The organism is Streptomyces sp. AC555_RSS877 (assembly GCF_019049245.1).
Lineage (GTDB): Bacteria > Actinomycetota > Actinomycetes > Streptomycetales > Streptomycetaceae > Streptomyces.
Window position 1 is genome coordinate 56,435 of sequence record NZ_JAGMUK010000004.1, and the last position, 20,669, is coordinate 77,103.

The 20,669-nt window shown below is 72.6% G+C and carries 19 protein-coding genes; 10 read left to right on the forward strand and 9 right to left on the reverse strand.

From position 1 onward, the window contains the following. Nucleotide 1: 1 nt before the first annotated feature. From cseB to KUM49_RS02790, 4 genes are all read right to left on the reverse strand, one after another. Nucleotides 2-709 carry a two-component system response regulator CseB gene (gene cseB, locus KUM49_RS02775; protein WP_217235034.1) on the reverse strand — a complete coding sequence of 236 codons (708 nt, stop codon included), beginning with the start codon at nt 707-709 and terminating at the stop codon, nt 2-4. 83 nt (nt 710-792) lie between these two features. Further along, nucleotides 793-1,383, reverse strand: coding sequence for a hypothetical protein (locus KUM49_RS02780; protein WP_308406531.1), 591 nt, complete (start codon nt 1,381-1,383; stop codon nt 793-795). A 104-nt stretch (nt 1,384-1,487) separates the two neighbouring features. Beyond that, nucleotides 1,488-2,027 (reverse strand): SigE family RNA polymerase sigma factor, encoded by a 540-nt coding sequence (locus KUM49_RS02785; protein WP_030043385.1) that lies wholly within the window; start codon nt 2,025-2,027, stop codon nt 1,488-1,490. A 226-nt stretch (nt 2,028-2,253) separates the two neighbouring features. Then, entirely contained in the window at nt 2,254-3,183 is a 930-nt protein-coding gene (locus KUM49_RS02790; protein ID WP_302185388.1) for an A/G-specific adenine glycosylase, read from the reverse strand. A gap of 118 nt (nt 3,184-3,301) precedes the next feature. Between KUM49_RS02790 and KUM49_RS02795 the strand changes: the two genes are divergently transcribed. Together KUM49_RS02795 and KUM49_RS02800 are read left to right on the forward strand one after the other, a co-directional pair. Further along, on the forward strand, nt 3,302-4,870 hold the full coding sequence (locus tag KUM49_RS02795) for a sensor histidine kinase (protein WP_217235035.1): 1,569 nt from the start codon (nt 3,302-3,304) through the stop codon (nt 4,868-4,870). Beyond that, entirely contained in the window at nt 4,867-5,526 is a 660-nt protein-coding gene (locus tag KUM49_RS02800; RefSeq protein WP_217235036.1) for a response regulator transcription factor, read from the forward strand. The genes KUM49_RS02795 and KUM49_RS02800 overlap by 4 nt, the downstream gene beginning before the upstream one ends. 3 nt (nt 5,527-5,529) lie before the next feature. Here the strand turns inward: KUM49_RS02800 and KUM49_RS02805 are convergent, their stop codons facing one another. Continuing rightward, nucleotides 5,530-6,174, reverse strand: a complete 645-nt coding sequence (locus tag KUM49_RS02805; protein ID WP_217235037.1) for a phosphatase PAP2 family protein — start codon at nt 6,172-6,174, stop codon at nt 5,530-5,532. A 175-nt stretch (nt 6,175-6,349) separates the two neighbouring features. Between KUM49_RS02805 and KUM49_RS02810 the strand changes: the two genes are divergently transcribed. Then, the gene (locus KUM49_RS02810; protein WP_217235038.1) at nt 6,350-7,204 is read left to right on the forward strand and encodes a hypothetical protein; all 855 of its coding nucleotides are present in this window, start codon (nt 6,350-6,352) and stop codon (nt 7,202-7,204) included. A gap of 94 nt (nt 7,205-7,298) precedes the next feature. Here KUM49_RS02810 and disA read toward each other — a convergent pair whose 3' ends face one another. Continuing rightward, nucleotides 7,299-8,423: a DNA integrity scanning diadenylate cyclase DisA gene (disA, locus tag KUM49_RS02815; protein ID WP_217235039.1), complete on the reverse strand. Its 1,125-nt coding sequence runs from the start codon at nt 8,421-8,423 to the stop codon at nt 7,299-7,301. Nucleotides 8,424-8,504: 81 nt separating this feature from the next. After that, nucleotides 8,505-9,914, reverse strand: coding sequence for a DNA repair protein RadA (radA, locus tag KUM49_RS02820; protein WP_217235040.1), 1,410 nt, complete (start codon nt 9,912-9,914; stop codon nt 8,505-8,507). A gap of 227 nt (nt 9,915-10,141) precedes the next feature. On the opposite strand from radA, the gene KUM49_RS02825 reads away from it, so the two are divergent. Next, entirely contained in the window at nt 10,142-11,863 is a 1,722-nt protein-coding gene (locus KUM49_RS02825) for a hypothetical protein (protein ID WP_217235041.1), read from the forward strand. 22 nt (nt 11,864-11,885) lie between these two features. Here the strand turns inward: KUM49_RS02825 and KUM49_RS02830 are convergent, their stop codons facing one another. Next, nucleotides 11,886-12,734 carry a hypothetical protein gene (locus KUM49_RS02830; protein WP_217235042.1) on the reverse strand — a complete coding sequence of 283 codons (849 nt, stop codon included), beginning with the start codon at nt 12,732-12,734 and terminating at the stop codon, nt 11,886-11,888. A gap of 107 nt (nt 12,735-12,841) precedes the next feature. Here KUM49_RS02830 and KUM49_RS02835 point away from each other — a divergent pair, with 107 nt between their 5' ends. The 4 genes from KUM49_RS02835 to ilvD all read left to right on the forward strand — a co-directional run bounded on the left by KUM49_RS02835 (nt 12,842) and on the right by ilvD (nt 17,336). After that, a complete protein-coding gene (locus tag KUM49_RS02835; RefSeq protein WP_217235043.1) occupies nt 12,842-13,774 on the forward strand; it encodes a Ppx/GppA phosphatase family protein in 933 nt (310 codons plus the stop codon). Between the two features lie 155 nt (nt 13,775-13,929). Continuing rightward, nucleotides 13,930-14,754 carry a sugar phosphate isomerase/epimerase gene (locus KUM49_RS02840; protein WP_217235044.1) on the forward strand — a complete coding sequence of 275 codons (825 nt, stop codon included), beginning with the start codon at nt 13,930-13,932 and terminating at the stop codon, nt 14,752-14,754. Then, nucleotides 14,751-15,365 (forward strand): TetR family transcriptional regulator, encoded by a 615-nt coding sequence (locus KUM49_RS02845; protein WP_217235045.1) that lies wholly within the window; start codon nt 14,751-14,753, stop codon nt 15,363-15,365. Before KUM49_RS02840 ends, KUM49_RS02845 begins: the two co-directional genes overlap by 4 nt. A 117-nt stretch (nt 15,366-15,482) precedes the next feature. Further along, entirely contained in the window at nt 15,483-17,336 is a 1,854-nt protein-coding gene (gene ilvD, locus KUM49_RS02850; protein ID WP_217235046.1) for a dihydroxy-acid dehydratase, read from the forward strand. 49 nt (nt 17,337-17,385) lie between these two features. Here the strand turns inward: ilvD and KUM49_RS02855 are convergent, their stop codons facing one another. Further along, a complete protein-coding gene (locus tag KUM49_RS02855) occupies nt 17,386-19,473 on the reverse strand; it encodes a serine/threonine-protein kinase (protein ID WP_217235047.1) in 2,088 nt (695 codons plus the stop codon). A gap of 183 nt (nt 19,474-19,656) precedes the next feature. Here KUM49_RS02855 and KUM49_RS02860 point away from each other — a divergent pair, with 183 nt between their 5' ends. Beyond that, on the forward strand, nt 19,657-20,004 hold the full coding sequence (locus tag KUM49_RS02860) for an SH3 domain-containing protein (RefSeq protein WP_217235048.1): 348 nt from the start codon (nt 19,657-19,659) through the stop codon (nt 20,002-20,004). A gap of 92 nt (nt 20,005-20,096) precedes the next feature. Further along, nucleotides 20,097-20,597 (forward strand): EamA/RhaT family transporter, encoded by a 501-nt coding sequence (locus KUM49_RS02865; RefSeq protein ID WP_217235049.1) that lies wholly within the window; start codon nt 20,097-20,099, stop codon nt 20,595-20,597. Nucleotides 20,598-20,669: the final 72 nt, after the last annotated feature.

The following is a 20,669-nucleotide window of genomic DNA, read 5'->3' on the forward strand; positions in this document are numbered from 1 at the left end:
CTCAGGCCTTCAACTTGTAGCCGAAGCCGCGGACCGTCTCGATCCGGTCCTGGCCGATCTTCGTGCGCAGTCGCTGCACATGGACGTCGACGACGCGGGTGTCACCGCCCCAGCCGTAGTCCCACACCCGCTCCAGCAGCTTGTCGCGCGAGAGCACCGTGCCCGGCGCGGAGGAGAACTCGAGGAGCAGCCGCATCTCGGTGGGGGTGAGCGCCACCGGCTCCCCGGCCCGGCGCACCTCCATGCCCTCGGTGTCGATCTCCAGTTCGCCGAAGGTCAGCAGGCCGCCGCCGGCCGCCGGGCCCGCGGAGTCGTCCGTACGGTCGCCGCCGCCGGCGTGCCCGAAGCGGCGCAGCACCGCGCGGATCCGGGCGACCAGGACCGCGCCGTCGAAGGGCTTGGTCACGTAGTCGTCGGCGCCCGCCTCCAGGCCCAGCACGACGTCGATCGAGTCGGCGCGCGCGGACAGCATGATCACCGGGACGGTCGACTCGTCACGGATCCGCCGGCACAGGCTGACCCCGTCGAGCCCGGGGACCATCACGTCCAGCAGGGCGATGTCGGGGCGGTCCGCACGGAACGCCTCCAGGCCCGACAGCCCGTCGGGCATGGCCGTGACCGCGAAGCCGTCCCGCTCCAGGGCGAGCTGGGTGGCCTCGCGGATGACGTCGTCGTCCTCGACGAACAGAACGTGGGTCTGGTCTGCCATCCCGTTGCTCTCTGCTCTCAGTCCTTGTGCCGTGCCGTCACCAGGTGATCGGTTCAGGGGCCCCGATCGGTTCACGGCGCGGGTCAGTTCCCCGGAACCGGGGTGGGCTCGCCGCCCACGGCCTTGCTGTAGTCCGTACGCGTGCTGAACTTCCGCACGAAGCGGTCAGTGGTCCAGAGGTAGGTGGTGACCTCCTCGCCGGACGGACTCGCCAGCCGGTCGCCCTTCTCGTACACCTGCCTGGTCACCACCAGGGCGCCGCGGTCGATCTCCGCGTAGAGCGGGGGCTGCTCGGCCTTGAAGACATTCCGGTACGAACCGCCTTCCTCGCGATACACGTACGAGCCGATGCCGACAGCGTCACCGCAGGTCAGCACGTTGACGACGACGTCGTCGGACGAGGCGCCGGTCAGGTCGCCGTACGACACGTCGACGGGGTACTCGTCGCCCACGCAGGGCTTCAGCTCGCGCTTGACGTCCGCGGAGACCGCCGGATCGTCCTTGACGAGCCGCACCGCGTCCACGCGTGCGCCCGTCGTGGAGACGGCGGGCGAGGCCGCGCCCGCCACCGAGTCGCTGCGGGCCGGCCCCTCGTCACGGGCGCCGGTGCCGCCGGTGCCGCAGGCGGCCACGAAAAGGGTGAGGGCGGCGAGCACGGCCACAGCCGTGATCACCGCCTGAAGGGTCCCCCGGCCGGGCGGCACGAACGCGGGCCGGGGGGTTCCACTGCCGTCGGAACCCTCATCCGCCTCCCGCCCGATGCCACCGGCCCTCGTGCCTAGGCCGCGCAACGCTCCCGCTCCTCACGCTCCAGCGCGCGTGCGTCCAGATCGCGGCTCTCCAGCTCCTCGCGAAGCCGGGCGAGCGCCCGGTGCAGCGTGCTCTTGACCGTTCCGGCCGACATGCCGAGGGCGGCGGCCGTCTCCTCCGTGGACATCTGCTCCCAGTGTCGCAGCACCACGACGCTGCGCTGCTTCGGGGCGAGTACCTTCATGACGTCCATCAGCAGCGCCCGGTCCGCGTGCTGTTCGGTGGCGTCGTCGACCGAGGCGTCCGGAAGCTGCTCGGTCGGCACCTCCTCCAGTTTGCGGGCCCGCCACCACTCGGTACGCGTGTTGATCATGACGCGGCGCAGGTAGGCGTCGGCGAGCCGCTTGTCCGCTATGCCGTCCCAGCGGCCGTACGTCCGCACGAGCGCCGTCTGGAGCAGGTCCTGCGCGTCGACCGGGTCCGGGACCAGCCGGCGGGCACTGCGCAGCAGCGCCTCCTGCCGGGTGCGTACGTACTCCTCGAACTCGAGCACCTCGCCCTGCGCCATGGTGACCGCCTCCCGCTTCCCCGTTCCCGGCCGGCCTGGTCGCCGTCGGATTCCTTGCCTGTCGTGCCTGTCGGGCACGGAAACGAAGTTACGGAGGGGTTGTCACGGGGCTGTCCGAAGCAGCCTTCGGCCAGCGCTCGGCTGTCCGTCGGTTGTGTAACAGCAGTGAGGCCAGGGCCGGTTGTTGTACGGAAAAGGGATGGTGTGAGGTGATTTGCACTTGCCGTCAGGTCAACGGCAGCCGATACAAACCACCCGGCAGTGGCTCCACCAATCCGTCCGCGACCAGACCGTCCAGCGCCCGGGCGCGCTGCACCGGCTCGTGCCACACCCGGTCCAGGGCCGCCTGCGGGACGGGAGCGGGCGCCTCCCGCAGGACGGCCAGCAGCTTGCCGCGGACCTGACGGTCGGTACCGGCGTACGTCTGTCCGCGGCGCGGCGGACCGTCGTGCTCGGGCTTGCCCGCGAGCCGCCAGGCGCACTGCGCGGCGATCGGGCAGCGGTGGCAGTTCTCGTTGCGGGCCGTGCACACCAGCGCGCCGAGCTCCATGGACGCGGCGGCCCAGCGGGCGGCGATCCCCTCGTCCGCGGGCAACAGCGCGCGGGCCAGCTTGCGTTCGGCGGCGGTGGTGGCGTTCGGCGGGTACTGCACACCGGTGACGGCCCGCGCGAAGACCCGGCGGACGTTGGTGTCCAGCACGGCGTGCCGCTGCCCGTACGCGAACGACGCCACGGCCGCGGCCGTGTACTCCCCGATACCCGGCAGCGCGAGCAGCTGCGCGTGGTCCGTCGGTACGTCACCGCCGTGCCGTTCCGTTATGGCGACCGCCGCTCCGTGCAGGCGCAGGGCGCGACGCGGATAGCCGAGCCGGCCCCAGGCGCGCACGGCCTCGCCGGGGGCCTCCGCGGCCAGGTCGGCGGGGCGCGGCCAGCGGGCCAGCCACTGCTCGTAGACGGGAAGGACGCGGTTCACCGGCGTCTGCTGCAACATGAACTCACTGACCATCACCCCCCACGAACCGGCCTCGGGCCGCCGCCAGGGCAGGTCGCGGGCGTGCTCGTCGAACCAGTCGATGACGGGGGCGTGGAACGGCTCGCCGGGGGCGTCACCGACAGGGCTGTTCATGGGGTGCGGGGACTTCGTGGGCACAGTCATGGCCTACCGATCCTGCCATGCGGGGACGGTCCCCCGGGCGTACCGCCACCCCTGGGAGCGACAGGACCTGACGATCGACAGCAGCGCGGCCCCGACGGCCGCTTGTAGCGTCGGGCGGATGGAACGTCCTCACCTCTGGAGGGCCTGCCTCCTGTGGGCCGCCCTCGCGCTGCCCGCGCTCACCGCGGACCCCCTGGGGCTGAACGAGCCGCGCGCCTTCTGGCCGCAGCTCGCCGGTCTGGGCGTGCTCGCGGCGGCGGTCGCGTCGGCCCGACGACAGCCCGGCGTGGCCTTCGGCTTGACGGCCGTACTGAGCCTGTTCGCCGCCCCCGCCCTGTTCACCGTCTCCTACGGCCCCGCCCTGGGCGTTCTCGCCCTGCTGCTCGGCCTGCGGTCGCCCCGGGTGCTCCCGGCGGCCGCGCTCTTCGCCGCCGTCGGCGGCGCCGGCACCGCGAAGGTCGCACTCGTCGGCGTCGACCCGGCGGCGCAGTGGGTGGTCCTGACGGGCACACTGCTGTTCGGCTGCGTCTTCCCATGGCTCGGCGGACGCTACTGGCGGCAGAGCCGCGAACTGGCCCGGGCCGGCTGGACACGCGCCGCCCGCCTGGAGGACGAGCAGCGCGGTGCCGAGGAGCGGGCGCGGCTGCGCGAACGGGCCCGGATCGCCCAGGACATGCACGACTCGCTCGGCCACGAGCTGAGCCTGATCGCCCTGCGCGCGGGGGCCCTCCAGGTCGCCCCCGACCTGCCCGAGGGGCACCGGGCCGCCGCGGCCGACCTGCGCGCGGCCGCCGCCGACGCCACGGACCGGCTGCACCGGATCATCGGCGTCCTGCGCGAGGACGACGAGCCGGTGCCGCTGTCCCCGCCCGGCGAGAGCGTCGAGCAACTCGTCGCCCGCGCGGCCGAGTCGGGCCTGCCGGTGTGCTGGCAGCCGGCCGGGTCCGGTACGGCCGGACAGCCGGGTTCGGTCGCCGAACGCATCCTGCACCGGGTGGTGCGCGAGGCGCTGACCAACGCGGCCCGGCACGCGCCGGGCGCACCGGTGACCGTCGCGGCGGCGGGGGAGGCGGGCGGCACGACCGTCACGATCACCAACGGGCGGGCCACGCGGCCCGGTTCCCCGTCCATCGGCGGATCCGGCCTGCTCGGCCTGCGTGCGGCGGTCACCGCGTCCGGGGGTGACTTCGAGGCGGGCCCGCACGGCGACGGCTTCCGGGTCCGGGCGTACGTCCCCGAACAGCCGACGCCCGGGGCGGCGCGTACCGCCGCGCCCTCGGCCCCCTTCACCCGCGCCCGCCGCCGCGTCGCCGTCGCCATCGGTGCCGCCGCCTGTGCGGGCGTCGCGCTCGTCGGCGGGGCCTTCGCCTGGTACGCGTACACGGAGTCGCACTCGGTCCTGCAGCCCGCCGCGTACGCGAGGCTCGCGCTGGGAGCCTCGGTCGCCGAGATCGCGCCGGCGCTGCCGGACCGCACCGCCCGCGACGCCCCCGTCGAACGCGCCCCCGCGCCCCCGAAGCACGCCGACTGCCGCTACTACCGCGCGAGCGGCGAACTCCTTGTCTCCGTCGACCACTTCCGGCTGTGCTTCGACGACGAAGGGCGCCTGGTCGCCAAGGACGTGGTTCCCCGGGCAGGTCTGCAAGCCGACACACCTGCCGACACACATGAGGAGTTCGTACGGTGATCCGGATCCTGCTGGCCGACGACGAGGCGATGGTCCGCGCGGGCGTGAAGGCGATCCTGGGGAGCGGCGGCGGGACCGAGGTCGTCGCCGAGGCGGGCGACGGGCGCGAGGCGGTCGAACTGGCCCGCGCGCACCGACCGGATGTGGCCCTGCTCGACATCCGCATGCCCCGCCTGGACGGACTCGCCGCGGCGGAGGAGATCCTGCGGACCGTCCCCGGCACCGCCGTCGCCATGCTCACCACCTTCTCCGAACAGGCCTACGTCGCCCGCGCACTCGGCGGCGGCGCCACCGGCTTCCTGCTCAAGTCCGGGGATCCCTACGAACTGATCGCGGGCGTACGGGCGGTGGCGGCCGGGGGCGCGTTCCTGTCGCCGAAGGTCGCCCGGTACGTCATCGACGGCCTCGGGGGCGGCGGTGGCCGCCTGGGACGCGAGGCCGCCGCACGCGCGCGCGTGCAGGAGCTCAGCCCACGCGAGCGCGAGGTCCTCGGCCTCGTCGGCGTGGGCCTGTCCAACCCGGAGATCGCCGCCCGGCTGCACCTCGTCGAGGGCACGGTGAAGGCGTACGTGAGCTCGGTCCTCGACCGGCTCGGGGTGCGCAACCGGGTGCAGGCGGCGATCGTCGCGTACGAGGCGGGGCTGGTGGCGTCGTGAGGATCAGCGGCGCAGGCCGTACGACGCGGTGTGGGCGCGGGGTGAGCCCGGGCCGGTGAACCAGCGTGCGGCGGCGGGCGCCGTGGGTGCGCGCATGGCCTCGGCCAGCCGAGCCGCCGGGCTGCTGCACAGCCGTACGACCGCGAACGCGACGGCCGCTCCGAGGGCGAGCCCCGCGGCCACGTCGTGCGGGTAGTGCACGCCGACGAAGACGCGGGAGGAGGCCATCAGGAGGGCGAGCGGGGCCGTCAGCCACAGGGCCGTGCGCCGGACCAGGGCCAGGGTGACGGCCGCGGCGCCCGCGATCGTGGCGTGGTTGCTGGGGAAGGACCAGTCGCCGGGCGGCGGGCAGACGGCGAGGGAGGGGGCCGCGTCGGTGACCGCCCGGCACGGACGTTCCTCGGCGAAGCCGGATTTCAGCACCTCACTGCACAGATACGCCATAGCCGTGGCCAGAGGTGCAAGGGCCGCGATCGCGAACGCGTGGGGGGCGCCGCGCCGGGCCCGCCACCATGCCGCCGCGAACAGGGCGGCGAAGAGCAGGATCCCGGCCTCCGTCCAGATCTCGACGGTGTGCTGTACCCACGTAGGGGTGTCATGGGCGGCATCGGTGATGTCGCGGTAGAGCTCGGTGTCCTCGAAATCCATGGTCACGGACGGTAGGCGGCGGGCCGATACCGTCACAGCTTGCGATCGTCGGGTGCCGCACCTGACGAACGACAGGGGCGGAGCGGCCGGTTCCGGGATGATGATCCGGAAAAGTTGTCGACCCTGGCGGCGGGTGAGGCCAGCGAAGGCGCCGATCTCTCGTACAGTTTGCGCCGTGGGATCTCTGCGCAATCCGGTCGGGCCGCTTCCCTCCACCATCTACTGGCGTCGGAGGGCCGTACTGCTGTCCGTGATGGCCTTGTTGGCGCTGCTGATCGCCTGGATCGTGTCCTCGGGCGGCGGGGGCGGCAACAACGGTGCCGACGGATCCAACGGCAAGAATCCCTCACCCTCGACCATCACGCCGGGGCCGTCCGGATCCGGGCCCGCGATCAGCCAAGCGCCGGGCGGGCGGGACGATTCGAGCGGCGGTGACTCCAGCGGATCCGGGTCGGACGGCGGCTCCGGTGACGGCTCGGGGAGCGGTTCCGGGTCGGCCGAGGGCGCCGGTTCCGCTTCCGGTTCCGGTGGCGCGGGTGGGTCGGCGGGCTCCGTCGGCGGGACGGCCGGTGGCGGTACGGGCGCCGGGGTCGGCAGCGGAGACGCGCTCCCGGCGGGCTCCGCACTGCCCAACTGCACCGCCAGCGCAGTGAAGTTGAGCGTGCGCAGCCTGCACAACGCGTACGAGCCCGGTCAGACGCCCACGCTGCTGCTCACCGCGACGAACTCCTCCGCCGGCGACTGCAAGGTCGATCTCGGGCCGAAGAACGCGGTGGTGACGATCACTCAGGCGGGCAGCGAGGACGCGTACTGGTCCTCCGCCGACTGCCCCAAGGTCTCCGGCAGCCTGGTCTTCCGGGCGCCCGCCGACGCCGCCATCACGTACACCGTGAAGTGGGACCGCAAGCCGAGTGCTTCGCGGTGCGCGACGCCTCCCGCGGGGTCGGCCGGGGCCGGCACGTATCTGGTGGAGGCGAAGACACCGGGGTTCGGTACGGCGCAGGCGTCCTTCGTACTGGAAGCCGACTAGACCTGCTGGGCCGCGCGGCCGGGGCGCGGTGAACTGCCTGGCCGGGCGGTCCGTACGGGCGGAGTGAACCTGCTGGGCGGCGCGGCTGGGCGGGTTAGACGTACCGCTCCAGGATCGACGACTCCGCCAGCCGGGAAAGACCCTCGCGCACGCTCCGCGCCCGTGCCTCGCCGACCCCGTCCACCGTCTGCAGGTCGTCCACGCTCGCCGCGAGCAGTTTCTGCAGGCCGCCGAAGTGCTCCACCAGCCGGTCGATGATCGCGCCCGGGAGCCTCGGTACCTTCGCCAGCAGCCGGAAGCCCCGCGGCGACACCGCCGAGTCCAGTGCCTCAGGAGATCCCGTGTAGCCCAGTGCCCGCGCCACCGTGGTCAGTTCGAGCAGTTCGGCGTGGCTGAGGGCGTCGAGTTCGTACAGCGCCTCCTCGACCGTGCGGGAGCGTTTCGCGGTGGGTTCCGGGACGTAGTCGCGGACGACCAGCTCGCGCTCGGGCTCCACGCCGGCGATCAACTCGTCCAGCTGCAGGGCGAGGAGCCGTCCGTCGGTGCCGAGCTCGACCACGTACTCGGCGATCTCGGTGGCAATGCGGCGGACCATCTCCAGACGCTGGGCCACGGCCGAGACGTCCCGGACGGTCACCAGGTCCTCGATCTCGAGCGCGGACAGCGTGCCCGCGACCTCGTCGAGGCGGAGCTTGTAGCGCTCCAGGGTCGCCAGGGCCTGGTTGGCGCGGGACAGGATCGCCGCCGAGTCCTCCAGGACGCGGCGCTGGCCGTCGACGTACAGGGCGATGAGACGCATCGACTGGGAGACCGAGACGACCGGGAAGCCGACCTGCTTGCTCACGCGGTCCGCGGTGCGGTGCCGGGTGCCCGTCTCCTCGGTGGGGATCGTCGGGTCGGGCAGCAGCTGGACACCCGCCCGGAGGATCTTCGACAGGTCGGAGGACAGCACGATGCCGCCGTCGAGCTTGCACAGCTCCCGCAGGCGCGTCGCCGTGAACTCGACATCCAGGACGAAACCGCCCGTACACATCGATTCGACGGTCTTGTCGGAGCCGAGCACCATGAGACCGCCGGTGTTGCCGCGCAGGACCCGCTCAAGGCCGTCGCGCAGGGGAGTGCCGGGAGCCACAGCGCTCAGTGAGGCGCGCATGAGGCCATCGGCGCCGGAACTCCCGCCGGACTTTCCGGGAGCTGCTGCCCGGTCGTTGGCTGCCACTGCACTCCTCCGGTCGCAGGTTCTGGGGCGCTCCCGTTTCGCACACTTGGTTCGTACGGACGGGCGAGACCTGGGCAAAGTCTACCGGCGGTCCTCCTCGTCCCGTGGGGCCTCTCGCCGACGTGAGCGCGGAAGGACCCTCAGGGCGTCCCCTATGTCCGCTACCTCCAGCACCTTCATGCCGGGCGGGATCTTGCCCGGATCGCCCGGAACGAGCGCGTGCGTGAAGCCCAGACGGTGTGCTTCGGAGAGCCGGCGCTGCACGCCCGTGACCCGTCTGACCTCGCCCGCAAGGCCGACTTCGCCGATCGCGACGAGGTTCTTGGGCAGGGGGGTGTCGCTGGCCGCGGAGGCCAGGGCGAGGGCGATGGCGAGGTCCGCGGCGGGCTCCGACAACTTCACACCGCCGACCGTCGCGGAGTAGATGTCTCTCTTGCCCAGGGCGCTGATCCGGCCGCGCTGTTCCAGGACGGCCAGCATCATCGAGACGCGGGAGGTCTCCAGGCCCGAGGTGGTCCGCCTGGGGGAGGGGATCTGGGAGTCGACGGTGAGTGCCTGGACCTCGGCGACCAGGGGCCGGCGGCCCTCCAGGGTGACGGTCAGGCAGGTGCCGGGCACCGGCTCGGCCCGGCGGGTCAGGAACAGGCCGCTCGGGTCGGCGAGGCCGGTGATGCCCTCGTCGTGCAGCTCGAAGCAGCCGACCTCGTCCGTGGTGCCGTAGCGGTTCTTGACGCCTCGCACGAGACGCAGGCGCGCGTGCCGGTCGCCCTCGAAGCTCAGCACCACGTCCACGAGGTGCTCCAGCAGGCGCGGGCCCGCGATGGCGCCGTCCTTGGTGACATGTCCCACAAGGAGCGTGGCCATGCCACGCTCCTTGGAGACGCGGATCAGGGCGCCCGCCACCTCGCGCACCTGGGACATGCCGCCGGGGGCGCCGTCGATCTCCGGGGAGGCGACGGTCTGCACGGAGTCGAGGATCAGCAGGGACGGCTTCACCGCGTCCAAGTGACCGAGCACCGCGGACAGATCGGTCTCGGCCGCGAGGTACAGGTGGTCGTCGATGGCCTTGATGCGGTCGGCGCGCAGCCGGACCTGGCTCGCCGACTCCTCGCCGGTCACATAGAGGGTGCGGTGCTCGTCGCTCGCCGACTTGGCCGCCACGTCGAGGAGCAGCGTGGACTTGCCGACGCCGGGCTCGCCCGCGACCAGGACCACCGCGCCGGGCACCAGACCGCCGCCGAGCACCCGGTCCAGCTCGGGCACGCCGGTGGAGCGGGCGGTGGCCTGCCGGCCGTCGACCTGGCCGATGGGCACGGCGGAGGTCGTGACGCGGCCCGGGGCCGTCGTACGCACCGCGGGCGTGCCGTACTCCTCGACCGTCCCCCAGGCCTGGCACTCGGGGCAGCGGCCGAGCCACTTGGCCGTCTGCCAGCCGCACTCGGTGCAGCGGTAGGACGGGCGCTCCTTGGCGGACTTCGTACGGGCAGCCATGGACGAACCGTAACCGCCGCCACTGACAACGCGGGCGGCGGCCGCCGGAGGCACCCCGGACTGCCCGCTCCCTGGCCGCGTGCACCCGCCGGAACCGGCCACTCCGCTCGGGATCGAGCCACGGAACGAGACGTTCCTGTCCCCTATTGAGGGATCGTTTCACCCGTACGGATTAAAAGTGCTCAAGGGTACCGAAGGGGCCAACTCCGGCCCCCTACGGTCCACGGGTGATGAGCAGCAGTCCGGAGACCTCGACCCGCACCACCGGCGCACACCGGTCGCACCGGGAGGCACGCGACGGCGCGGCGGCGCGCACGCCGGCGCAGCGCCCGCACGCGCGCTACGAGCCCTACCTCGACGGCCTGTTCACCTACTGCCTGTCCGTGCTGTGCGACCACGACTCCGCGACCGCCGCTCTGGGCGACGTCCTCGCGCTCGCCGACAAGCGCCGCGGCCCGGACGCGGCCGGCGACCGCCGGGCCTGGCTGTACGCGCTGGCCCGCTGGGCCTGTCTGCGCAAGCTGTCCGAGGCCAAGCAGAAACGTCAGAGCACGCACGCGGCGGGCCGCGCCGGCGCCGAGCGCCACCCGTCCGCCACCCCGCCGGTCCCCGACGGGACGCAGGAGCAGCGCCGGCGCGAACTGGCCCAGCTCGCCTGGCCGGAGGCCGCCGGCACCACCCCGGAACAGCGCGAGGCGCTCGAACTCGCGGTACGCCACCATCTCGCCGCCCAGGAGGTCGCCGCCGTCCTCGGCATGGACCTGGCCGCCGCCCGCGAACTGCTCGCCTCCGCCGCCTGCGAGGTCGAGCGCACGCGCGCGGCCCTCGCCGTCGTCGAGACCGGCGGCTGCCCCGGCGTGGCCCGGCTCACCGGCGACAACCAGCTGGTGCTCAGCGCCGCCGTGCGCCGCGAGCTCGTCCGGCACGTCGACGACTGCCCGCGCTGCCGTCGTACGGCCGAGCGCGCGGTCCCCGGCCGCTGGCCCGGCGCCGCCGTCACCCCCGCCGAGCTGCCCGTCCTGGAGGCCCCCCGCGCGGCCCTGCACATGGTCCTGGCGCACCTCCCGCGCGCGCGGGGCTCCGCCGCGCCCCGCTTCGACCGGCGTGGCTTCCCGATGGACCCCAAGGACCGGGCCGCCCGAAGAGACCGGCTACGCGCGCGTGCCGTCACGACGACCGTCGTCGCCACCGTCGTGGCCGCCCCCGTGCTCGCCCTCTGGGCCGCCTACCGAGGCGCTCCCACGGGCGAGGGACCGGGCGGCGGCATCGCCAGCGCCAGCGAGGCGCACGGGCCGGACAGCCTCGACGGAGAGTCGGCGACCGGCGGCTACGAGAACGCCGGCAACGCCAGCACCCGCCCCGGCGGCCGCTTCACCGACGGTGACAAGCCCGACGTGTCCGTGGAGGTCATCAGCGTCGTGGGCGTGGGCAAGAAGGGCGCCGGGCACCTGGAGGTGGTCGCCGACAACAGCGGCGACACCACGCTGGTCACCCTCACCGCGACCGGCTCCGCGCCGGTGCGCTGGTCCGCGGCCACGCGAGCCTCCTGGCTCTACCTCAGTCAGTCGGCGGGAACGCTCGCACCGGGCGAATCGTTGACGATCAAGGTGTACGTCGACCATCTGCGCGAGCCGTCCGGGTACTGGAGCGCGCGCGTGGCGGTCTCACCGGCCGGTGCCGTCGTCGCCATCGAGGGCTACGGCACGGCACCCGGCCCCTCCGGCCCCGGTCCCGACCCGGGACACGGCCACGACCCCGGCCATCCCAGCGACCCGCCCCCGCCCGAGCCCGACCCGACCCCGACGAACCCGGCCCCCTCGGACCCCGCCCCGAGCGACCCGCCCTCGTCACCCGACCCGCAGCCCACGCCCACCGACTCCACCTCGACCGGCCCCGGGGATCCGACACCACCGCCCGGCGGCGGCGACCCGAGCCCGGCCACGTCGTAGGCCGTAAGGGTCTCGAGCCTTGTCAGCCGACAGGGTCCGCCGGATGCGGCGCCAGCAGCGGCAGCTGCGCGGCCAGCCGCTCCTCGCACAGCTCGACCAGGCGGTCGTAGCCCGCCTTGCCCATCAGCTCGACCAGCTCGGGCCGGTAGGAGACGTACACCGGGTCGCCCGCGCCGTGCGCCGAGGTCGCCGACGTGCACCACCAGTGCAGGTCGTGGCCGCCCGGGCCCCAGCCCCGGCGGTCGTACTCACCGATCGACACCTGGAGCACGCGCGTGTCGTCGGGCCGGTCGATCCACTCGTACGTCCGCCGCACCGGCAGCTGCCAGCAGACGTCCGGCTTGGTCTCCAGCGGCTCGCGGTCCTCCTTCAGGGCGAGGATGTGCAGCGAGCAGCCCGCGCCGCCGGCGAACCCCGGCCGGTTCTGGAAGATGCAGGAGCCCTGGAAGGGGCGGGTCTGGCGGTCGCCGTCCTCGTCCTCGGAGATCCAGCCGTTGCGTGTGCCCTCGTCGTGGTACTGCCAGATCTCCGGCGTGAGCCTGGCCACATGCTCGGCGACCCGCTTCTCGTCGTCCTCGTCGGAGAAGTGGGCACCCAAGGTGCAGCACCCGTCGTCCGCGCGGCCCGCCTGGATGCCCTGACAGCCACTGCCGAAGATGCAGTTCCAACGGGAGGTCAGCCATGTCAGATCGCAGCGGAAGACCTGCTCGTCGTCCGCCGGATCAGGGAATTCCACCCATGCGCGGGCGAAGTCGAGCCCCTTCTCGTCGCCTGCCGGGGCCTGCTTCGACTTCTTCGGTGCTTTCGCCTGCGAAGAACCCTTGGCTGTTTTGGCCGTCTTGTCGGTCTTCGCCTTTTTCGTCTTTGGCACCCGTCCAGAGTAAGTCGCCCGAAGCCGGTTCAGGGCCAGCCACATGGACGGCTTCCAGCACGGCTCCGGCAACAACGCCCGCCGCGGCTGGCAGTAGCGTGCCCTACATGAGACTCGGAGTCCTCGACGTGGGATCCAACACGGTGCATCTGCTGGTGGTGGACGCGCACCCCGGGGCGCACCCGCTGCCGGCGCACTCGCACAAGGCGGAGCTGCGCCTTGCCCAACTCCTCGACGAGGACGGAGCGATCGGCCCCGAAGGCGTCGACAAGCTCATAGGGGTCGTCCACGAGGCGCTCCAGGCCGCCGAGGACAAGGGCGTCGAGGACCTGCTGCCGTTCGCGACCTCCGCGGTGCGCGAGGCCAGCAACGCCGACGACGTCCTCGCGCGCGTGCAGGACGAAACCGGCGTGGAACTCCAGGTCCTCAGCGGAGCCGAGGAGGCCCGGCTCACCTTCCTCGCCGCGCGCCGCTGGTTCGGCTGGTCCGTGGGCAAGCTCCTCGTCCTCGACATCGGCGGCGGCTCCCTGGAGATCGCGTACGGCATGGACGAGGAACCCGACGCCGCCGTCTCCCTGCCCCTCGGCGCGGGCCGCCTCACCGCGGGCTGGCTCCCCGGCGACCCCCCGGACGCCGAGGCGATAAGGGCCCTACGACGCCACGTCCGCGCCCAGATAGCCCGCACCGTCGGCGAGTTCACCCGCCTCGGCGCCCCCCACCATGTCGTCGCCACGTCCAAGACCTTCAAGCAGCTGGCCCGCCTCGCCGGCGCCGCCCGCTCCACGGAGGGCCTGTACGTCCAGCGCGAGCTGAAGCGCGAGTCCCTGGAGGCCTGGGTCCCCCGGCTCGCCGGCATGACGACCGCCGAGCGGGCCGACCTCCCCGGAGTCTCCGAGGGCCGCGCGAACCAGCTCCTCGCGGGCGCGCTGGTGGCGGAGGGGGCGATGGACCTGTTCGGTGTGGAGAGCGTGGAGATCTGTCCGTGGGCGCTGCGGGAGGGCGTGATCCTGCGGCGGCTGGATCACATGGGCTCCGTGTAGCGCCCCTTGGGGCGCGGGGCGGTACCGGCCCAGTGCCGCGACGGGCCACGCGGTGCGCGACGGCCACGACGAACCCGCACCCGTCGTATGGCGAACGCCACAACGGCCAAGAGCCACCCCGCACCCACCCAGCCGCACCCCGTAATCTGTCCCCCATGGCAGAGCCAGTCGTACGCGTTCCGGATGCGAAGGTCGCCCTGTCCACGGCCTCCGTCTACCCGGAGTCGACGGCGACCGCCTTCGAGATCGCCGCGCGCCTCGGGTACGACGGCGTCGAGGTCATGGTGTGGACCGACCCCGTCAGCCAGGACATCGAGGCGCTGCGCAGACTCAGCGACTACCACCGGATCCCGATCCTGGCGGTGCACGCCCCCTGTCTGCTCATCACCCAGCGCGTGTGGTCCACCGACCCGTGGACCAAACTCCAGCGCGCCCAGGCGGCCGCCGAGAAGCTCGGCGCGAGCACCGTCGTCGTGCACCCGCCGTTCCGCTGGCAGCGCCAGTACGCCCGGGACTTCGTCACCGGGATCTGGCGCATGGCGAACGAGACGGACGTACGGTTCGCCGTCGAGAACATGTACCCCTGGCGCTACCGTGACCGCGAGATGCTCGCCTACGCGCCCGACTGGGACGTGACGAAGGAGGACTACCGTCACTTCACGATCGATCTCAGTCACACGGCGACGGCCCGTTCCGACGCCCTCCAGATGATCGACCGCATGGGCGACCGGCTCGGTCACGTCCACCTCGCGGACGGCCGGGGCTCCGCCAAGGACGAGCACCTCGTCCCGGGCCGCGGCACCCAGCCCTGCGCCGAGGTGCTGGACCGTCTCGCCCTGACCGGCTTCGACGGCCATGTCGTCATCGAGGTCAACACCCGGCGGGCCATGTCCAGCGCCGAACGTGACGCCGACCTCGCCGAGGCCCTGGCCTTCACGCGCCTGCACCTGGCCTCGGCGGCGAAGGTGCCCCGGCGGTGAGCGACGTCACCGCCCGGAAGCGGGGCCGCCCCCGTCGCACGGAAGCGGCCGGCACCCGCGACCGCATCCTGACCGTGGCCCGCGAGGAGTTCTCCGAGCGGGGCTACGAGAAGACGTCCGTGCGGGGCATCGCGAAGGCGGCCGGGGTCGACTCGGCCCTGGTCCACCACTACTTCGGCACCAAGGAGCAGGTCTTCGAGGCGGCCATCGAGGTCGCCCTCGCCCCTGTTCTCACGGCCCGCGACGCGGTCTTCGACGGCACGCTCGACGCCGTGGGCGAGCGCCTGACCCGCGTGTTCTTCGGTCTCTGGGAGGCCCCGGTCACCAGGATCCCGCTCCTGGCGATCGTCCGGTCGGCGGTGAACAACGACACCGCGGCCACCGTCTTCCGCCGGCTGGTCTCCACGCAGCTGGTGTCCCGTATCGCGGGCGAGGTCGGCGCCCCCGACGCGGAACTGCGCGCCGAGCTGGCGGCCGCGCAGCTGGTCGGCATCGCCATGCTGCGGTACGTGATCAAGGTGGAGCCGCTGGCGTCGGCGGACGTGGAGACGATCATCGCCCGGGTGGCGCCGGTGGTGCAGGGGCACCTGACCGGTCCGCGGGAAGTGTGAGACGCGCATCCCGCATTCCGGACAACCTGTCCGCCCCCTGGATGACCGGCGTACGCTCGTTATCAGTCAGAAGTCTCTGATCGCAGTCCCCGCAGTCCCCTGAAGGAGCGAGCGACGATGCCCGAGCTGAGGTCCCGCACAGTCACCCACGGCCGCAACATGGCGGGCGCACGCGCCCTTATGCGCGCCTCCGGTGTACCCGGTGCGGACATCGGCCGCAAGCCGATCATCGCGGTCGCGAACAGCTTCACGGAGTTCGTCCCCGGCCACACCCACCTGCAGCCGGTCGGCCGGATCGTCAGCGAGGCGATCGTCGCCGCCGGCGGCATCCCGCGCGAGTTCAACACCATCGCCGTGGACGACGGCATCGCGATGGGGCACGGAGGGATGCTCTACAGCCTCCCCTCCCGCGACCTGATCGCGGACAGCGTGGAGTACATGGTCGAGGCGCACTGCGCGGACGCCATGGTCTGCATCTCCAACTGCGACAAGATCACGCCGGGCATGCTGAACGCCGCCCTGCGGCTGAACATCCCGACGGTCTTCGTCTCCGGCGGCCCGATGGAGTCCGGCCGCGCGACCCTGGTCGACGGCACGGTCCGCACGCTCGACCTGGTCGACGCGATCTCCGACGCGGTGAACGACAAGATCTCGGACGAGGACATCCTCCGTATCGAGGAGAACGCCTGTCCCACATGCGGCAGCTGTTCCGGCATGTTCACCGCCAACTCCATGAACTGCCTGACCGAGGCGATCGGGCTGTCCCTGCCGGGCAACGGCTCGGTCCTGGCCACCCACACCGCCCGCAAGCAGCTGTACGTCGACGCCGCGCGCACGGTCATGGACATCACCCGGCGTTACTACGAGCAGGACGACGAGACGGTCCTGCCCCGCAACATCGCCACCCTCGAGGCCTTCGAGAACGCGATGGCCCTGGACATCGCCATGGGCGGCTCCACCAACACGATCCTGCACCTGCTGGCGGCGGCCCAGGAGGCGGGCGTCCCCTTCGGCCTGGAGGAGATCAACGAGGTCTCGCGCCGCGTGCCCTGCCTCGCCAAGGTCGCCCCGAACGTCGCGAAGGACCGCACGTACTACATGGAGGACGTGCACCGCGCCGGCGGCATCCCCGCCCTCCTCGGCGAACTGCACCGCGCGGGCCTGCTCAACGAGGGCGTGCACTCCGTCCACAGCCCGTCCCTGTCGGACTGGCTCAAGACGTGGGACGTCCGCGCCGGCTCGCCGTCCCCCGAGGCCCTGGAACTGTGGCACGCGGCGCCCGGCTGCGTCCGCTCCGCCGAGGCCTTCTCCCAGTCCGAGCGCTGGGAGGCGCTGGACGAGGACGCCGAGGGCGGCTGCATCCGCTCGGCCGAGCACGCGTACTCCAAGGACGGCGGCCTCGCGGTCCTCAGGGGCAACCTCGCGGTCGACGGCTGCGTGGTGAAGACGGCCGGCGTCGACGAGTCGATCTGGACGTTCGAGGGCCCCGCGGTGGTCTGCGAGTCGCAGGAAGAAGCCGTGGAGAAGATCCTCAACAAGCAGGTGACGGACGGCGACGTCGTCGTCATCCGCTACGAGGGCCCCAAGGGCGGCCCCGGCATGCAGGAGATGCTCTACCCGACCTCCTTCCTCAAGGGCCGCGGCCTCGGCAAGACCTGCGCCCTGATCACCGACGGCCGCTTCTCCGGCGGCACCTCGGGCCTGTCCATCGGCCACGCCTCCCCGGAGGCGGCGTCCGGCGGCACGATCGCCCTCGTCGAGAACGGCGACCGCATCCGCATCGACATCCCGAACCGCACGATCGAGCTGCTGGTCGACGAGACCGAGCTGGCCCGCCGTGAGCAGGCCCTGGGCGGCGTCTACGCCCCCAAGAACCGCGAGCGCAAGGTGTCGGCCGCGCTGCGTGCCTACGCGGCGATGGCCACCAGCGCGGACAAGGGCGCGGTGCGCGACGTGAGCATGCTCGGCTGAGGTTTCGTTCTCAGGGGCCGTCTCCTCGGAGGCGGCCCCTTCTTCGTCGCTACCAGGCGGCCGGATGGTTCGCGGCAACGGCGAAGACCGTGCCGTCGGGGGCGCTCGCGTAGACATGGCCGTCGGCGGTCACGGGGGTGGGCAGCGCGCCGGCGATCCGGTCCGCGTGGGTGTCGAGCCGCGGAGGCGTCTGCCCGAGAAGCCCGCCGTCCGCACCGTCCACCGCGAGCAGCCGCCCGTCGGGCGCGGTGACGTACACGTGCCGTCCGTCGGCGACCGGAGCGGAGCCCCGGCTCACGCCTGTCTCCAGGCTCCACCGCTGCTTCTGGGCGGCCATGTCGACGGCCACCAGCGACCCGCCGACCCCCATGAGGTACACGAGGTTCCCGCGTACGGTGCCCTGCGCCCGTTCCAGCGGTACGGCCAGAGGCACCCGCCGCGCGGTCCCGTCCTCCGGGCTGTAGCGGACCACGCCACTCGCGTCCCCGTAGACCAGGTCGACGGCGACGAGGAAGACCGATCCGCCCGACGTGCCGACGAGCTCCAGCGACCCCTTCAGCCGCTTGTCCCACCGCACGTCACCCGTCTCCGGGTCGACCGCGGTGACGCGCGTGCTCGTCCCGTCGTCGGAGGCACTCGTGACGTACGCCAGCCGATCTCCGGCGAACGAGGCGAAGTACGGCGCCTGGTGCCCGGGTATCCGGCGGTTCCACTTCGTGTCGCCCGAAGCGCCGTCCACACCGGTGACCGTGCCGTCGGCGCCGGTGAGCAGGAGCATGCCGCCCACGGGCTCCAGCCCGCTGTACGCGGGCATGGCCTGCTGCCAACGCGCCTTGCCCGAACCCGGATCGAGCGCCGTCAGGCGCCGGCCGCGGTCCAGCGCGGGCTGGACGAGTCCACCCGACACGACGGGCCGCCCCTCGCGCGCCTCGGTGACGGCACGCCGCCACAGCAGGCGGCCGTCGGACGGATCGAGGGCGAAGACCAGACCGTTCTGCCCGCAGAGCAACTTCCCCGCCCCGTACGTGCATTGGGGTGTTCCCTTGCCGGGCGCCGCCGTCTCCCACGGCCTGAACGCGGCCGACGTGGAGCGTGGCGTGCTGCTGCCCCGCGCCGCCGCGTCGTTGCCGTCGAGCAGTTGGACCGAGGTCAGGGCGACGATCGCGGCGAGGCCCAACGCCCCGGCTCCCAGTGCCGCCCACCTGCCCCGGCGTCTCGGGGGCCGCGGTGCGGGCTTCTCCACGCGTGGCTCCGGCGTCGGCGGGCCCTCCGTCCGCTGCGCCGGTATGAACGTCTGCGTGTCGTACGACGCCGCCACCGACCGCAGTTCCCGCATCAACTCGTCGGGCGTGGGCCGGTCCTCCGGCTCCTTGGCGAGACACCGCAGCACGAGCGGCGCCAGAGTCTCCGGTACGCCGGTCAGGTCCGGCTCGTCATGAACGACCTGGTAGGCGACGACATACGGACTGTCGGAGTCGAACGGCCCCCGGCCCGTGGCCGCGTGCACCATCACGGACCCGAGCGCGAAGAGGTCGGCGGCGGGCCCGACCTCCCGCGGCCGGCGAAACTGCTCGGGCGCCATGAACGGTGGCGTCCCGATCAACTTCCCGGTCTCCGTCCGCAGTTCGCTGTCCTTTGGCCGGGAAATGCCGAAGTCGATGACCTTCGGACCGTCCTCGGCGAGCAGCACGTTGCTCGGCTTGAGATCCCGGTGCACCACGCCGACCCGATGGATGTCACGCAGCGCCTCGGCCAGCCCGGCCATCAGCCGGCGCAACTGGGCAGGGCTCATGGCCCCGTTCCGCTTCACGTGCTCGGACAGGGTCGGCCCCGGGATGAACAAGGTGGCCATCCAGGGGCGCTCGGCCTCCGAGTCGGCATCGACGACGGACGCGGTGAACGCCCCGCTGACCTTCCGCGCGGCAGCCACCTCCTGCCGGAACCGCCCCCTGAACTCGGGGTCCTTGGCGAACTCGGCGTGGACGACCTTCACCGCGAGCTTCATCCCCGAGGTGCTCCGCGCGAGGTGCACGACGCCCATGCCGCCGGAGCCCAGACACGACTCCAGGCGGTAGTGACCGGCGTACTCGGGAAGTTCCGCTTCCGCGCCCGCCCCCGTGTTGCGCTGTGGCGCCATGCGACCACCCCCGTGCTGTCCGTTCGCGCGCGCGACGCACGGAGCCTAGTCGATGACTCGTGCGAGACAGAGGCGGCTTGCTAGCTTCTCCGTGCGAGTCGTGAACGTGTGTTTCGTGGCGCGTTTCCAGGGAATCAACGGGGCCCCATGGCAGTCATGGGGTCGAACGGGGGAGGTCTTTTCATGTCTGTCGACGGCATCGAAGTGGCAGAGGGCGGGGAGGCGGCGGAAGCCGTCACCATGGCGGCGGCCACCGTCACGGCGGCCGCCACGACCACGGCGCTGCGCTACTACTCGGTCGCCCCGGGCGTCCGCCTGAACGTCCGCAGCGGTCCCGGCACCAACTACACCGTCGTCCGTGTCCTGGCCGAGGGAGCCAAGGTCCCGATCTTCTGCCAGTCCCCGGGTACGACGGTCTCGGGCCCCTACGGCACCACGAACATCTGGGACAACATCGACAACGGCCAGTACGTCTCGGACTCCTACGTGGACACCGGCAGCGACGGCTACATCCGACCGCGTTGCTCCTGATCCCACCAGGGTGACGACGGCCGCGGCGCCTGCCGCCGCGGCCGTGCCCGCCCCGCCGGAGCCCGCGGCCGACCCGGAGCCATAATCAACGGGTGAGCGACGAACAAGGCACCCCGTCCGCGGGCTCCCCAGGCACTCCCCACCCCGAACCCCTCCGCCTCTTCGGCACCACCTGGGTCGACCACGACAACGGCTACGCCCTCCGCCGCATCGCCGCCTCCATCGGCTCCCTGGCCGCCGCGACCGTCTCCTGCCTGGTCCTCCGCTTCGCCTACGAAGGCCTCCAGCTCGCCGACACCGGCAGCTTCGTGACCGTCCTCGTCGTCGCGATGTTCGCCATCTGCAGCGCCCTCGCCTTCCGCCACACCTGGGACGGCTTCGCCAGGCGCCCCGACCTCGACCGCCAGGCCTCCCTCCGCGGCCTCCTGGCCATCGGCTTCGTCGGCTCCCTCCTCGCCTACTTCTTCCGCTCCCTCACCGAGGCCCCCGGCGAGAAACTCCACCGTGAGGAGTACGAGACGGCCCTGAAGAAACACGAGAAGCGCACGACCCGCCGCGCCGGCAACCCCTCGAAGAAGCGCCGCCGCAACTAGGCCGCGTCCTTCGGATCAGCCGACGCAGAGAGAGCCGAGACCGCGGCTCGGGGTGCCCCGGGGACGGCGTGC

Coding starts and splice junctions, on each gene's coding strand:
- cseB (WP_217235034.1), bottom strand. CDS start 709: ATGGCAGACCAGACCCACGTTCTGTTCGTCGAGGACGACGACGTCATC.
- KUM49_RS02785 (WP_030043385.1), bottom strand. CDS start 2,027: ATGGCGCAGGGCGAGGTGCTCGAGTTCGAGGAGTACGTACGCACCCGG.
- KUM49_RS02790 (WP_302185388.1), bottom strand. CDS start 3,183: ATGACTGTGCCCACGAAGTCCCCGCACCCCATGAACAGCCCTGTCGGT.
- KUM49_RS02795 (WP_217235035.1), top strand. CDS start 3,302: ATGGAACGTCCTCACCTCTGGAGGGCCTGCCTCCTGTGGGCCGCCCTC.
- KUM49_RS02805 (WP_217235037.1), bottom strand. CDS start 6,174: ATGGATTTCGAGGACACCGAGCTCTACCGCGACATCACCGATGCCGCC.
- radA (WP_217235040.1), bottom strand. CDS start 9,914: ATGGCTGCCCGTACGAAGTCCGCCAAGGAGCGCCCGTCCTACCGCTGC.
- KUM49_RS02835 (WP_217235043.1), top strand. CDS start 12,842: ATGAGACTCGGAGTCCTCGACGTGGGATCCAACACGGTGCATCTGCTG.
- KUM49_RS02840 (WP_217235044.1), top strand. CDS start 13,930: ATGGCAGAGCCAGTCGTACGCGTTCCGGATGCGAAGGTCGCCCTGTCC.
- ilvD (WP_217235046.1), top strand. CDS start 15,483: ATGCCCGAGCTGAGGTCCCGCACAGTCACCCACGGCCGCAACATGGCG.
- KUM49_RS02855 (WP_217235047.1), bottom strand. CDS start 19,473: ATGGCGCCACAGCGCAACACGGGGGCGGGCGCGGAAGCGGAACTTCCC.
- KUM49_RS02860 (WP_217235048.1), top strand. CDS start 19,657: ATGTCTGTCGACGGCATCGAAGTGGCAGAGGGCGGGGAGGCGGCGGAA.